Below are 14769 nucleotides of genomic sequence, written 5' to 3'. Positions count from 1 at the left end.
GGCAGACGCTCTACCAACTGAGCTAATCACCCTTTTGCCGTTCAGCAAAGCGCGCATTAAATCAAATTTACGCCGATTCCGCAAGCCATGAATGGCCGGAAAATTATAATAAACTGAATTTAAAAACTTTTAATTTTAAATACCCTGGTACGCCCTTCATCTTCCCTTTTCAGACGGCCTTCAAATACGGTAGGCTTGCGCTTTATCTTGCAACGGAGGACTTCCGCATGCCGCCTTTCACCGGACTTACCGCAGCCCTCACCCGTTTTCAGACGGCCTTAGCACAGCCGAAGCAGACGCAGCAGGCCGTTTTGGCCGATATTCTGCACCGCAACCGCGATTGCGCCTTCGGCAGGGAACACCGTTTTGCCGAACTGAAAGACTACGGCGACTTCGCCCGCGCCCTGCCCGTCGGCCGCTATGAAGACTTCAGCCCGTTCATCGGACAAATTGCCGCAAGCCGTTCGGGCATATTAACGGCGGAAGCCATATCGAATTTCGAAGAAACCGGCGGTTCTTCCGGCGGGGCGAAGCTGATTCCCTACACCGACGGCCTATATGCCGCCTTCCGCCGCGCCGTACTGCCGTGGCTGGCCGACTTGCAACGGCAACGACCGCAGGCATTGGCCGGACGGCTGTTTTTCGTCATCAGCCCGCTGACCCGCAGCCGCAACAAAACCGAAGGCGGCATACCAATCGGCAGCGGCAACGATTTGGACTATTTCGGCCGCGAAACCGGCGCGGCACTGACGGAAAAAACCCTATTCCTGCCCGAATTGCTGGCCGCGCAAACTGCAGAAGAATGGCAGTTCCACTGCGCCCGCCTGCTGCTTTCAGCGGAAAACCTTAGCTTTATCTCCGTTTGGAGCCCGTCCATCCTGCTGCCGATTCTGCAAACCATGCAGGAGCGGCAGGACGGACTATTGGCCGAAATACACGAACCGCGCCGCCGCGCCGTACTGTCGCGCGCACTCTCTGCAACACAGCCCGATACTCGCCTGATTTGGCCGCAACTCGACACTGTCAGCTGCTGGGACAGCCATACCGCCGCCGCACCCGCCGCCTTGCTGCGGCAGAAGCTGCCGCATGTATGGATTCAAGGCAAAGGCCTGCTGTCTACCGAAGCTGTTTCCAGCATCCCTTTTTCAGACGGCCTCCATCCGATATTGGCCGTAGACAGCCATTTTTACGAATTTGCCGACGACCGGGACATCTATCCCGTCTGGGCATTGCAAAACGGCCGCGACTACCGCCTGATCGTTACCACCCAAGGCGGACTGTACCGCTATGACACGGGCGACCGCGTCTGCATCCGCAGTATGGAAAACGGCATTCCCCGTTTGGAATTCGTCGGCCGCGACAGCCTGACAAGCGACTTGTGCGGCGAAAAGCTGACCGAAGCCTTCGTCCGCTGCGCCATGCTACGCACCGCCTCGGGCCTGCCCGACCATGCCTTACTGCAAGGCGTGAACGCCGCCCCGCCCTACTACCGCCTGATTCTTTCAGACGGCCACCCCGCTTCCGATACCGGGCTTACCGCCGCACTCGACAACGCATTGGGCGAAAACCCGCAATACGCCTACGCCCGACGCACCGGCCAACTCGCGCCGCCGCAATGCGTCCGCACCGCCGACCTGCAGCAATACGCTGCCGCCCTGTTCCGTGCCGACCAACGCCTCGCCCTGCGGAAAACGCCGCTTCTGCTGCCGCCTGCCGATGCTTGAATCAGAAGAGGCCGTCTGAAAATACGTTCTACCAAAACGAGATTTTCAGACGGCCCTTTTTCCGAAAACGCCGCTTATCCCTTTTTCAGACGGCCTGAAAATAGGATAATGACGGCCTGAAGCTATCGGAAAATCATCAATAAGGAAAACCGCATGACCACGCCTCCGGCCGCCGACGGCCTGCACAATTACTGGTACATCGCCGCCACAGAACGCGCGGTACGGAAAAAGCCGCAGGCAGTCAGGCTGTTCGGCCGCCACTATGCCGTTTTCCATCAGGGCGGAGGACGTTATGCCGCCCTGCTCGACTGCTGCCCGCACCGAAACGTGCCGCTTTCCATCGGCAAGGTAAACGAAAAAGGCTGTTTGCAATGCGCCTATCACGGCTGGTCGTTTGACGGCGGCGGCAGGCTGGATTCGATTCCCGCGCTGTGCTGCGGCGAAACGCCCGACGTGCGTGTGCCCGCGGTGCACTGTATGGCGCAGGACGGCTATGTCTGGCTGTGCATAGGCGAGCCGGCGATGCCCGCCCCGCTGCAGTTTTCCTGCCTCGGCGAAGCGGGTTACACCACCTTCCGGATGAAAACCCGTTTTGCCGCGCCCGTGGATTGGTGTTTGGAAAACTTTTTAGACTGCCCGCACGCGGTTTATGTACACGATTCGTGGTTCCGCGCCCCCACCGGCAAACCCGTCCGCGCCCTGTTGCGGCGCAATGCCGACGGCGCACAAATCGAATATGCGGACGAGCCGCGCGAAAAAAGCCTGGTGTGGCGGCTGCTGCAAAACAGCGAAACGCGGATGAGCCACACCGACCGCTTCATCGCCCCGTCCACATCGCAGGTGGACTACCGTTTTTCAGACGGCAAACACTACATCGTTACCTCGTCCTGCACGCCGCTTGATGAAAACACCACCGAAGTCCACACCGTCATCAGCTACAAATTCGGCCGTCTGAACGGCCTGATACGCCTGCTGTTCGAACCTCTGTCGCACCTGATTATCAGGCAGGACGTCAATATGATGCAGAAGCAGCGCGACAATATCGACCGCTTCGGCGGACGGGCGCGCTTCTGCAACAGCGCGGCAGACCTGCTGATGCCCGAAATCACCGGCTGGCGCAAAACGCTGGCCGAAGGCGGCGAGCCGCAATCCGAAGGCGTGGTGCGCGAACAGGAACTGCACCTGTGAAACGCGCCTTTCAGACGGCCTCCCTCTCCGCCCTGGCCGCCGCCCTCGGTTTTTACCTGTGGCAGAACGGTTTTGCCGCAAACGGCGGCAGCATCGCCCTGCCGAAAGCCTTGTGGCTGGGCATGACCGTCTTATACTGGCTGATCCTGCCGCCGCTGGTTTTCAGCTCGTCCGCCGTATCAGGCCGTCTGAAAACCGCCTACCTGCTCTTTTGGCTGCCCATGCTGGCGCGCGGACTGATTGAAATCCTGCTCATGTACGGCACCAACACTTGGAAATACGGTTACGGCATCATCCACGACCTGTTCAGCCTCGCCCTGCTGCTGCCCCTCGGCCTGTGGTGCCGCCGCGAACAACCCCGCCTGCTCGCCGCCAACCTCGGCATCATGGCCGCCATGTTTGCCGCCGAAGCCTGGTTTGCCAACTACATTTCCGCCTTCAACCAAAACCATCCCCACGCCAGACTATGGTTTATCGGCTGGGAAGCCCCCCACTTCGCCAACCAGGCCGCCACCGCATTACTGGTCTCCCTCCTTGCCATCTGGCTCATCTGCCTGACCCGAAAACTGCCATGAACAAACTGACCACCCGAACCGCCTCCCCGTCCGAACTGACCGAAGCAGCCATCGACAGCCTCTACGGCCTCTACGCCCGCTACTATGGCGGCACCTCGCCCGAACTCTTCCGCCGCGACCTGCTGGAAAAAGACCACATCCTGCTGCTGGAAGACGAAAACGGCGAAACCCGCGGTTTCACCACCCTTAAAGTCATCCCCTTCACCCACCTCGGCCGCAGCGGCCGCGCCCTCTTTTCCGGCGACACCATCATCGACCACCGTTTTTGGGGCGAACAAACCCTACCGCTGGCCTGGTGCTGCCTGGCCGGACGCATCAAAGCCCGACAACCCGACCTCCCCCTGTACTGGCTGCTCATCGTCAAAGGCGACCGTACCTACCGCTACCTAAACGTCTTCAGCAAAACCTACTACCCCAACCGCCGCTATCCCACCCCGCCCGAAACGCAAAGCCTGATCGACCACCTCGCCGCCGCCCGTTTCGGCCGGCACTACCTGCCGGAAAGCGGCCTCATCCGCTATCCCGAATCGCAAGGCCACCTGAAAAACGAATGGCTGAACGAAAAAACCGCCGACAACCCCGAATCGCGCTTTTTCCGCAGCCGCAACCCCGGACATACGCAAGGCGACGAACTGGTCTGCCTGACCCTGCTCGAACCGGACAACCTCCGCTCCTTCGCCCTGCGCGGCTTCACGCAAGGACTGGCTTTGGGTGCGCTGTAAACACATTTGGCCCAAAGGCCGTCTGAAAAAAGAGGCGGCGGAACAGGTATGCTGAAAACCTTCCGTATAGCGGATTGACACCCGTCCAAACCCACCGCAAACCCTGCACCGCAGCCTCCCGCCCTGTTTCGGACACCTGCAAAAATCACCCTCCCGCATCGAAAAGCGGCAATGCGGCGGAAAAAATCAATCCGCATCAAGCAATGATGTTTAAATTTTCTCAATAACATCAATTATTCATCGCACAATCTGATTGTTTCGAGAGCCAATCCCAATTAAAATCCCACACATGAAATCCATAAATACAAACCTGCGGCGTCTGAATCCGACAAATGCCGACAATCAAAACACCCCCATGCGCAATGCCGAGCATGTGGCCGAAATGCTCAAACTGATGGCGCACCCCCACAGGCTGATGATTCTCTGCCTGCTGGTCGAAAGCGAACACAACGTAGGCGAACTGGTGGAAGCACTCGACATCAACCAAACCGCGCTGTCCAACCATTTATCGAAACTGCGCAGTGCCGGCCTCATCGACTACACCCGTTACCACCGCGTATTGCAATACCGCCTGAAATCGGAAGAAGCCCGCACCATACTCGAAGTATTGAGCGGCTTCTGCCTCGACCGCTGATTCCCCATTCCGGCCGTCGGAGGATTTTTCAGACGGCCTTTCCCATTTCATCCCATTCGGAACACAACATGAAAATCGCGACTTGGAACGTCAATTCCCTCAACGTGCGCCTGCCGCAAGTGCAAAACTGGCTGGCCGACCATCAGCCCGACATCCTCGCCCTACAGGAACTCAAACTCGACCAAGACAAATTCCCCGCCGCCGCCCTGCAAATGATGGGCTGGCACAGCGTTTGGAGCGGCCAAAAAACCTACAACGGCGTCGCCATCATCAGCCGCAGCGAACCGCAAGACGTACACACTGGCCTGCCCGCCCTGCCCGACGACCCGCAACGCCGCGTTATCGCTGCCACCGTCAACGGCGTGCGCATCGTCAATGTCTATTGCGTCAACGGCGAAGCCCTGGACAGCACGAAATTCCAATATAAAGAACAATGGTTTGCCGCCCTGACCGAATTTCTCCGCAACGAATTGTCCCGACATAAAAAACTGGTCCTGCTGGGCGATTTCAACATCGCGCCTGCCGATACCGACTGCTATGCGCCCGAAAAATGGCATGAAAAAATCCTCTGCTCGTCCATCGAGAGACAGTGGTTCCAAAATTTGTTGGATTTAGGTTTGACCGACAGCCTGCGCCAAATCCATCCCGAAGGCGCGTTTTATACCTGGTTTGACTATCGCGGCGCGATGTTCCAACGCAAGCAAGGGCTGCGCATCGACCACATCCTGACCAGCCGCGCGATGGCATCCGCCTTGCAAGACGTGCAGGTGGATTACGACACCCGTGCCTTGGAACGACCCAGCGACCACGCTCCCGTTTGGGCGCAATTTGCCGACTGTGCTTCTTCATCCTAAGGCCGTCTGAAAACGAGGCTTCCGTCAGGAAGCCGAGTTTCTGCGGAGCTAAAACGAGGCTTCTGCATAGAAGCTGAGTTTCTGCGAAACAAAAACAAGGCGGCCGTCTGAAAATAAAAGTTGAGCGGAACTACAGCAAGGAATTACCGCACCCCAACCTACCCCGCCGGTAAAATCTCTCCAACCGCAGACGGCCTCCCCCAAACGCGCCGTCGCCGCTTCGACCAAATCATTGAAAACAACGACCATGACCGACAACTTCCAAGCACTCGACGATACCCGCCATATGCTGCAATGGCTGGCCGACGAACCCTATGAAGAAATCCGCAGCAGCATCGAAAGCATCCTGCGCGAACAAGTGGCCGACAGCCGCCTGATTGATTTTGCCGTTACTTCCGAACCCGATTGGCTTACCGTCGGCACACGCTCGCCCGACAACCCTGACGCCATCATCCTTAACCGCACCGCCACGGCCTTTGAATTTTGCCTCCATGTATCGGGGGGCGGCCAAATCCACGAACTGCACGGCGTCTACACTTGGGCGGCATGGCATCTCGACCACGACGGCGAAGAACCAAACCAACGGGTTTGGTTTGATATAGGCGGCACACTGGCCGAATTCGGCAAAGACGGCAAATTGTCCGAACGGCTGAACGAAGGAAGTTAAGCGTAAACCTGCAAGCCTTGCGGAACCCGCCTCCGTCAGCAGCAGTAAACATAAAAAGGCCGTCTGAAAATATCCGCTAATGCAGCGAAACATTTTCAGACGGCCTGTATTATGCAGGCTTACTGCACGCTGTAGTCGCGCAGGTATTGGATGCGTTCGCGGGTCTGGCGGCTGTCGCATTGCAGCCGCAGATATTCGGCACGCTCCGGACTGTCGGCTTGGGCGGCCGCGCGGCGGCAGGCCGCGTTTTTACGGTTGATCCACTCGCGCTGCTCGTCGCGCAGCCCTTGCTGGATCACGCTGTCCAAATCCCTCCAGACATTGTTGATTTCACGGTCTGCCGCACGGTAATCGCTGTGTGCCTGCTCCAACTCTTCATCCGACACGCCCGGAGGAGCCGGCTCTTCGTTTTTGGCCGGAGGCGTCAGCACTTCGGGCATCGGGTCGGCCGTTGCCGAAGAGGCGGCTTCAGGTTCGGATGCCGTTTCTTCGACCACCTCAATCTTCCCGCCCTCTTTCACTTGTTTGAGCGCGTCTTCCAAACGGACGGCCTTGCCGTCTATCAGCAGCAGGCTTTTGATGCCGTAAGGCAGCAAGGCGGCAGACAATGCGTTGGCGGCGTTATCCAATCCGTTGTCGGCATAGGTGATGGAAAAACTGCCTTTTTCATCTTTGGCGGGCGTATATTTGAGGGTTTGGCCCAGTATGCCGTTTTCTTTGTATGTCAGCGAACCGATGCCGGTGCGCTCGCCGATTACTTTGGCCAGCGTTTTATCGCCGTAAAGCAAGGGGGCGTTGGTTTGGGCGGTTTTTAAAGTATCCGGAGAGATTGTGATAGACAAATCGGCCTGGCAATAAGGCTTGGTGCCGCTGTTGTCCTGTTGCGGGTTATTCAGGGTGATTGTCAGCTCTGCAGCGGCGGCAATGACTTTATCCGCATCGACAAATCCGCGCGTGTCGTTTTTGGCGAACGTCCGCGCCTGCTCTTTGACGGCCTGCTGCAAACTGTTTTGGATGTTTTGAATCACGGCGGGATCGCCGCAAGCCAAATCTTCCGGCTGCGGCTGCTCTTTTTTACCGCAGGCGGCCAACAGCAAAATCACGGCGGCGGCCGATAAGGCGGTGTAGCGTTTAACGGTCATGATGTTTCCTTTCCGAATAGGTGCATGACTGTGCCGATGCGACAAAGCCTGCAAATGCCTGTGCGTCATTATCCTTTCAGACGGCCTCCTGTGCGGGGTAGGCCGTCTGAAAACGTCTCGGCAACGACGCGCCATCATAACAAAAGCACCTGCCGGGGGTAAGCCGGAACAGGTGCTTTTAGCATTGCTTTACAGATTATTTCTTCAGGAATTCGACAAAGCCCGACAAAATCAAGGCGTTAATAATATCCACGAAGAATGCGCCCACCATAGGTACAATCAGGAAGGCTTTGTGCGACGGGCCGAAACTCTGGGTAATGGATTGCATATTAGCTACGGCCGTCGGCGTTGCGCCCAAGCCGAAACCGCAGTGTCCGGCGGACAAGACGGCGGCATCGTAATCGCGCCCCATCAAAACATAGGTTACAAAAGTTGCGTACAAAATCATAACCACTGTCTGTACCGCCAAAATAACGGTTACCGATCCTGCCATGCCGGTCAATTGCCACAGTTTCAAGTCTAACAGGGCAATGGCCAAAAACAGGGATAATGAAGCGTTGCCGAATACGTCTACCGCACGGTCGAACATGTCTCGTTTGAAGACCAAGGTCAATATGTTGCGCAATATTACACCGGCAAACAGGCACAAAACGAATTTCGGCAGTTTGTAGAAGTATTGCTCGTCAAGCTGATACGCCTTGATGATTTCCGCAAACGCCAAACAGGCGGCAAACAGAGCCAAGGTTTCAACAGCCGAATCCGCAGTAATCAGGCGGGTTTTGCCATGGCTCTCGAACGCATCGTCTGACTGGTAGTTATCTGCCTGATCCCCGTTGTTTGAAACTTTGGCACGTCCCTGCTTATTAATTAAGCGGCGTGCAACCGGCCCGCCGATTAAACCGCCAAATACCAAGCCGAACGTAGCTGCAGCAATACCCAAACCTGTCGCACCGACAATACCGAATTCTTTTTCCAAAGTCGGACCCCACGCACCTGCCGTACCGTGTCCGCCGGTCAGGGTAATCGAACCGGTAATCAAACCGATGGCGGGATGAATGTCCAATACTTTAGCCAAGCCGACGCCGACTACGTTCTGTACGAAAATAAACGCACCCACGATAGCGGTAAAGATAACCAGCGGCAGACCGCCTGCCTTCAGGCGGGAAAAGTCCGCGCTCAAGCCGATGGATGAGAAGAAAATCAGCATAAAGGCATCTTGCAGCGGCTTCTCAAACTTTAAGCTGAATCCGGTAAACGAATGCAGCACGGTGATCAACACTGCGGCAACCAAGCCTCCGGCCACAGGCTCGGGAATGTTGAAATCTTGTAAAAATTTAATTTTCTGCACCAAAAATTTGCCTAACAGCAAAACAATGGTGGCGGCAATCAAGGTGTAGTAACTGTTGATTGCCAATTCTGTAGCTTGCATAAATTCTCCTATCGTTATTTAAAGCTAAGAAATGTTAATTGATGGATATTAGGGCAAGCGTGAAGATTTGTCAAAACAGAAATTTGAGGCCGTCTGAAAACCCGTATCGCTTGTTTTCAGACGGCCTTTATAAAGTCAATGACACGAGTGGTCAGGCTGCAACGGTAAATTCCGCCTTTACCGAACCGGCCAAATCCAAGGTCAGTTGGTCGCCCGGGTTCAATCTGCCTACACCGCAGGGCGTGCCGGTAAAGATTAAATCCCCCTGCCGCAGGCCGTACGTTTCTGCCAAACCGCGCAAAATCACGGGCAGGTCGTAAATCATCAATGCGGTGTCGCCGTGCTGGCGTAACTCGCCGTTGATATAAAAATCGAATGTGCAGTGCATCGGGTCGGGCAAATGGGCGGCAGGAACAAACGCCGACAGGCAGGCCGCCCCCTTGAAACCTTTGGCCTTCGTCCACGGCCATCCCTTGCTTTTGAGTTCGTCCTGAATATCGCGGGCAGTCAAATCCAGTCCGACGGCATAACCGGCTACGATGTCCAGCTCACGCCCTTCTGCAAGGTCTTCCGCATCGCCGCCGATCAGCAAAACCAGCTCGGCCTCATAATGTACATTGCCGCTGAATGAAGGAAGGCGGATTTCACTCCCGCTGTTGAGGATGGCACTGTTCGGCTTGAGGAAAACCAGCGGTTCGCCCGGTGCTTCGTTGCTGAGTTCGGCAATGTGGGCGACATAGTTGCGCCCGATACAGAAAATATTGTTTGCCCGTATCGCTTGGCCGTTAAGGAATATATGGCTCATAAAATGTTCCTGACTGTATATTTTGAAGTGGCAAATGATAACGGATACCGCCATATACGCCAAAAAAAAAACGGCATACCGTTTTGCGGTATGCCGTTACGGCAACAGAGAACTGCTGTATTTGGCAGTGATTTGTGTTTTAGTCCTCTTGCGCCCCGAGTTGGATATAGTTTTCCAAACCCATTTTGGCAATCAGTTCCTGCTGGGTTCCCAGCCAGTCGATATGCTCTTCGTTGATGTCTTTTTGTTTTTCCAACAAAGCACGGCTGACATAATCCTGCTGTGCTTCGCACGCTGCAATGGCGGCAGCCAGTGCGGCGTGTTTTTCTTCTTCTTTGGCCAAATCGCATTTGATGATTTCTTCGGTATTTTCACCGATCAGCAGCTTGCCCAGTTCTTGCAGATTGGGCAGGCCTTCCAACATCAGGATGCGCTCAATCAGTGCATCGGCCGATTTCATTTCGCGAATCGACTGTTTGTAAAAGTGTTCCGAAAGTTCTTCCACCCCCCAGTTTTTCAGAATGCGGGCATGGAGGAAATATTGGTTGATGGTTACCAAAAGCAGGCCGAGGTTTTTATTCAGCTCGCGGATAACGGTACGGTCGCCTTGCATAATGATTCCTTCCTATTGGAATTACAGTTGGCTTTGGGTGTAGTTTTCCAGACCCATCAAATCAATCAGACGCAGTTGTTGTTCCAGCCAATGCGCGTGGTCTTCCTCAGTATCGGCCAGCTGTTTCACCATGATGTCGCGGGTAACATAATCCTGTTTTTCCTCACACAGCTTGATGCCTTTTTTCAACGCTTCGCGCACTTCGAGTTCGGTATTCAAATCGGCTTTGAGCATGGAAACGAGATCGGTGCCGATATTCAGTTTGGTCGGTACCATGGACGGGGTACCTTCCAACATCAGAATGCGGCGGATAAATTGTTCGGCGTGCTCGGTTTCTTCTCCCATCTCATGGTTCAGCCGCTCGAATAATTTGTTGTAACCCCATTCGGCATACATACGGGAATGAATAAAATACTGATCACGTGCAGCCAATTCACCGGCCAACAGTTCGTTCATATAATCAATGACAGCTTTATCGCCTTTCATTTTCTTTCCTTTTCTAAAATAAATAATAGAGTTATATCAAATAATAATGGAGTGTGCGCATCCGTTGTTTTTTACAGACAGCGCGCTCTTTCGAATTGGGGAGAATTCTAGCACCACCGCCCAAAAAATCAACTTTCCTTTTAAAATACAAACAATTATCAGAAAGCAAAATTCAACACATCAAACCTGTATTTCGCACAACAATATGTTTTAAATAATATTTTATTTTTTCTAATAGTAATAAACGCTCTCAATCGATTTTATCATTTACATAGTTTAACCATTAGCCATATTGCGGCCATTATCTTTACACCCATTCAGGGAAAAATGCCGCCCCAATAATCTCAAAGTGCTATAATGCGCAGTTTTCCGCATTTAATATCAAATAACTTAACACCATGAAACAAATCCGCAATATCGCCATCATCGCCCACGTCGACCACGGCAAAACCACATTAGTAGACCAACTGCTGCGCCAATCCGGCACATTCCGCGCCAACCAGCACGTCGACGAGCGCGTGATGGACAGCAACGACCTTGAAAAAGAACGCGGCATCACCATCCTTGCCAAAAACACCGCCATCGATTACGAAGGCTACCACATCAACATCGTCGACACTCCGGGACACGCCGACTTCGGCGGCGAGGTGGAGCGCGTTTTGGGTATGGTGGACTGCGTCGTATTGTTGGTGGATGCGCAGGAAGGTCCGATGCCGCAAACCCGTTTCGTTACCAAAAAAGCCTTGGCTTTGGGACTGAAACCGATCGTCGTCATCAATAAAATCGACAAACCGTCCGCCCGTCCGAGCTGGGTCATCGACCAAACTTTCGAACTCTTCGACAACTTGGGTGCAACTGACGAACAGTTGGATTTCCCGATTGTCTACGCTTCCGGTCTGTCCGGTTTCGCCAAACTGGAAGAAACCGACGAGAGCAACGATATGCGTCCGCTGTTCGACACCATCTTAAAACACACGCCCGCACCGAGCGGAAGCGCGGACGAAACGCTGCAACTGCAAATTTCCCAACTCGACTACGACAACTACACCGGCCGTCTCGGCATCGGCCGCATCCTGAACGGACGTATCAAACCCGGTCAGGTCGTTGCCGTGATGAACCACGATCAGCAAATCGCCCAAGGCCGCATCAACCAGCTTTTGGGTTTCAAAGGCTTGGAACGCGTACCGCTTGAAGAAGCAGAAGCCGGCGACATCGTGATTATTTCCGGTATCGAAGACATCGGTATCGGCGTAACCATCACCGACAAAGACAATCCCAAAGGCTTGCCGATGTTGAGCGTGGACGAACCGACGCTGACCATGGACTTTATGGTAAACACCAGCCCGCTGGCGGGTACCGAAGGCAAATTCGTGACCAGCCGCCAAATCCGCGACCGCCTGCAAAAAGAGTTGCTGACCAACGTTGCCCTGCGCGTGGAAGATACCGCCGATGCCGACGTGTTCCGCGTATCCGGACGCGGCGAACTGCACCTGACCATTTTGCTGGAAAACATGCGCCGCGAAGGCTTTGAACTGGCCGTCGGCAAACCGCGCGTCGTTTACCGCGAAATTAACGGCCAGAAATGCGAACCATATGAAAACCTGACTGTGGACGTACCCGACGACAACCAAGGCGCGGTAATGGAAGAACTCGGTCGTCGCCGCGGCGAACTGACCAATATGGAAAGCGACGGCAACGGCCGTACCCGCCTCGAATACCATATTCCCGCGCGCGGCTTAATCGGTTTCCAAGGCGAATTCATGACCCTGACGCGCGGTGTCGGCTTGATGAGCCACGTATTCGACGACTACGCGCCCGTGAAACCCGATATGCCCGGCCGCCACAACGGCGTACTGATTTCCCAAGAGCAAGGCGAAGCCGTCGCTTATGCCTTATGGAATCTGGAAGACCGCGGCCGTATGTTCGTGTCGCCCAACGACAAAATCTACGAAGGCATGATTATCGGCATCCACAGCCGCGACAACGATTTGGTGGTCAACCCGCTCAAAGGTAAAAAACTCACCAATATCCGCGCCAGCGGCACCGATGAAGCCGTGCGCCTGACCACGCCGATCAAGCTGACGCTGGAAGGTGCGGTCGAGTTTATCGACGATGACGAGCTGGTAGAAATTACGCCGCAATCCATCCGTCTGCGCAAGCGTTACCTGAGCGAACTCGAACGCCGCCGCCATTTTAAAAAGCTGGATTAATCCAAACAAATACGGATTAAGCACATAAAAAGGCCGTCTGAAAACGATAAAAACGGAAAACGATTCCGAAATATTGATTTTCAGACGGCCTTTTAACCGTTATAGTGGATAAACTTATTTCAGCTTCACAGAAACCCCGTTTTAGCTTCGCAGAAACTGTGTTTTCCGCTAAGGCATACCATATTGAATTGAAATAAGAAATATACAGCCGCCATCATCAGCTTATGCCAGCTCGTTACGCTTTCCTGCGCAGGCTGGAAACCGGGAAAAGTTGAGAATAAAGATAATCTTTAAACCTTTCTGAGAACAACGTAAACTGCTCTTCCCCAAATTTCAGACGGCCTCCCCGTTCAAACCATCATCCTTTAAACCTATGAGCCAACAGCCGAACACCGTCGAACAGGCCGAAACCCTGCTCGACCAAACCGTCCCGCGCAGCAATACCGACAACGCGCCGCGTTCCGCCATCCATCAAACGCTTTATTCCGCCGATACGTTTGCCCAGCACGATTATCTCGCGGGTAAAAAACTGCCCGACATCATCCGCCCGCAAGCGGAGCAGATCAACTGGCTGCACTTTGTCGGCATCAACAACGCCGCGCTCCTCAAACACGCGCTGGAGCCTTACGGTATCCACGAGCTGGTCATCGAAGACATCCTCAGCCGTAAACAACGCCCCAAAATCGAAGACTACGGCAATTATCTGTTTATCGCCGCGCAGGTTTACCACTACACTGCCGCCGGCAAACTGAATTCCGACCAAGTGTATCTGATTATCGGCAAGGATTTTGTGTTGTCGTTCCAACAAAAACCGCTGGGACTGTTCAGCCAGCTGCGCCGCCAAATGAGCGAAAACCCGCGCGGCATCCTCGGTAAAAACACCGCCTTCCTCGCCTATTGCCTGCTCGACCGCATCGTGGACGACTATTTCATCGTCTTGGAAGAATACAACAACCGCGTCGAAGCCATAGACAAATCCCTGTTTAAAAATGAAAACAGCGACATTCTCGGCAAAATCCACCGCCTCAAGCGCGACGCCGTCCGCCTACGCCGCACGCTTTTGCCCTTGCGCGACGTGTTCTATCAGCTTGCCGTGCGCGGCGATTTTGCCATTTTCAAAGGCGAGTCCACCGTCTATCTGCGCGACGTGTACGACCACAACATGCAGCTTATCGAATCGCTCGACGCCTCGCGCGACATGGTGTTGAGCATGATGGACATCTACCTTTCCTTCCAGTCCAACCGCATGAACCAGCAAATGCGCGTCCTGACCGTCATCACCATCATCTTCATGCCGCTGACCGTCATTACCGGCATCTACGGCATGAACTTCGACAATATGCCCGAGCTGCACTGGCACTACGGCTATTTTATGGTCTTGGGTTTGATGGCATCGATTATCGTCGGACTGTTGGTATTTTTCTCACGCAGAAAATGGCTGTAAAGAAACAGGCCGTCTGAAACTTTCAGACGGCCTCCCTTTCATACCGCACTATGACCCCCATGTCCGACGCAAGCACAAAACGGCAAGGGTTTTAAACGGCAAAGACACAACCCAATAGCCATCGGCTATATGGCGGCTGATGCGGTTGGAAACCTTTCCCCTGCGCAGTAAAATCCGCCTTACTCTGAAAACTGCGGCATATGGAGGCCGTCTGAAAAACAGGTTTCAGACGGCCTTCATCCAAATATATAGTGGATTAAATTTAAATCAGGACAA

Annotated in this window: 14 protein-coding genes; 9 read left to right on the top strand and 5 right to left on the bottom strand. The window is 54.3% G+C overall.

The features are described from left to right. Nucleotides 1–227 precede the first annotated feature (227 nt). The 7 genes from HMPREF3107_RS03895 to HMPREF3107_RS03865 all read left to right on the top strand — a co-directional run bounded on the left by HMPREF3107_RS03895 (nucleotide 228) and on the right by HMPREF3107_RS03865 (nucleotide 6364). Complete coding sequence (locus HMPREF3107_RS03895; RefSeq protein ID WP_070453726.1) at nucleotides 228–1724, top strand: GH3 family acyl-acid amido synthetase; 1497 nt, start codon at nucleotides 228–230, stop codon at nucleotides 1722–1724. Between the two features lie 153 nt (nucleotides 1725–1877). After that, a complete protein-coding gene (locus tag HMPREF3107_RS03890) occupies nucleotides 1878–2912 on the top strand; it encodes a Rieske 2Fe-2S domain-containing protein (protein WP_070453723.1) in 1035 nt (344 codons plus the stop codon). Beyond that, the gene (locus HMPREF3107_RS03885; RefSeq protein WP_070453720.1) at nucleotides 2909–3487 is read left to right on the top strand and encodes a hypothetical protein; all 579 of its coding nucleotides are present in this window, start codon (nucleotides 2909–2911) and stop codon (nucleotides 3485–3487) included. The genes HMPREF3107_RS03890 and HMPREF3107_RS03885 overlap by 4 nt, the downstream gene beginning before the upstream one ends. Continuing rightward, a complete protein-coding gene (locus tag HMPREF3107_RS03880; RefSeq protein WP_070453717.1) occupies nucleotides 3484–4209 on the top strand; it encodes a hypothetical protein in 726 nt (241 codons plus the stop codon). The genes HMPREF3107_RS03885 and HMPREF3107_RS03880 overlap by 4 nt, the downstream gene beginning before the upstream one ends. Before the next feature lie 355 nt (nucleotides 4210–4564). Further along, entirely contained in the window at nucleotides 4565–4843 is a 279-nt protein-coding gene (locus HMPREF3107_RS03875) for an ArsR/SmtB family transcription factor (protein ID WP_003774674.1), read from the top strand. A 68-nt stretch (nucleotides 4844–4911) separates the two neighbouring features. Continuing rightward, nucleotides 4912–5697 (top strand): exodeoxyribonuclease III, encoded by a 786-nt coding sequence (gene xth, locus HMPREF3107_RS03870; RefSeq protein WP_070453714.1) that lies wholly within the window; start codon nucleotides 4912–4914, stop codon nucleotides 5695–5697. A 247-nt stretch (nucleotides 5698–5944) separates the two neighbouring features. Continuing rightward, complete coding sequence (locus HMPREF3107_RS03865) at nucleotides 5945–6364, top strand: hypothetical protein (RefSeq protein ID WP_070453710.1); 420 nt, start codon at nucleotides 5945–5947, stop codon at nucleotides 6362–6364. Between the two features lie 119 nt (nucleotides 6365–6483). Here HMPREF3107_RS03865 and HMPREF3107_RS03860 read toward each other — a convergent pair whose 3' ends face one another. From HMPREF3107_RS03860 to bfr (HMPREF3107_RS03840), 5 genes are all read right to left on the bottom strand, one after another. Then, entirely contained in the window at nucleotides 6484–7506 is a 1023-nt protein-coding gene (locus HMPREF3107_RS03860; RefSeq protein WP_065424153.1) for a lysozyme inhibitor LprI family protein, read from the bottom strand. Nucleotides 7507–7702: 196 nt separating this feature from the next. Then, the gene (gene gltS, locus HMPREF3107_RS03855) at nucleotides 7703–8935 is read right to left on the bottom strand and encodes a sodium/glutamate symporter (RefSeq protein ID WP_070453706.1); all 1233 of its coding nucleotides are present in this window, start codon (nucleotides 8933–8935) and stop codon (nucleotides 7703–7705) included. A gap of 151 nt (nucleotides 8936–9086) precedes the next feature. After that, on the bottom strand, nucleotides 9087–9740 hold the full coding sequence (locus tag HMPREF3107_RS03850; RefSeq protein ID WP_070453738.1) for a fumarylacetoacetate hydrolase family protein: 654 nt from the start codon (nucleotides 9738–9740) through the stop codon (nucleotides 9087–9089). Between the two features lie 139 nt (nucleotides 9741–9879). Next, on the bottom strand, nucleotides 9880–10353 hold the full coding sequence (gene bfr, locus HMPREF3107_RS03845) for a bacterioferritin (protein ID WP_070453703.1): 474 nt from the start codon (nucleotides 10351–10353) through the stop codon (nucleotides 9880–9882). A gap of 21 nt (nucleotides 10354–10374) precedes the next feature. Beyond that, nucleotides 10375–10839 carry a bacterioferritin gene (gene bfr / locus HMPREF3107_RS03840; protein ID WP_070453702.1) on the bottom strand — a complete coding sequence of 155 codons (465 nt, stop codon included), beginning with the start codon at nucleotides 10837–10839 and terminating at the stop codon, nucleotides 10375–10377. Nucleotides 10840–11237: 398 nt separating this feature from the next. On the opposite strand from bfr (HMPREF3107_RS03840), the gene typA reads away from it, so the two are divergent. Both typA and corA read left to right on the top strand, forming a co-directional pair. Further along, nucleotides 11238–13049 carry a translational GTPase TypA gene (typA, locus tag HMPREF3107_RS03835; protein WP_041961348.1) on the top strand — a complete coding sequence of 604 codons (1812 nt, stop codon included), beginning with the start codon at nucleotides 11238–11240 and terminating at the stop codon, nucleotides 13047–13049. Nucleotides 13050–13422: 373 nt separating this feature from the next. Further along, a complete protein-coding gene (gene corA / locus HMPREF3107_RS03830; protein ID WP_070453699.1) occupies nucleotides 13423–14493 on the top strand; it encodes a magnesium/cobalt transporter CorA in 1071 nt (356 codons plus the stop codon). Nucleotides 14494–14769 lie beyond the last annotated feature (276 nt).

This window comes from Neisseria sp. HMSC31F04 (assembly GCF_001807735.1).
Taxonomy (GTDB): domain Bacteria; phylum Pseudomonadota; class Gammaproteobacteria; order Burkholderiales; family Neisseriaceae; genus Neisseria; species Neisseria elongata.
This window is presented reverse-complemented; position numbering and strand designations above follow the sequence as displayed.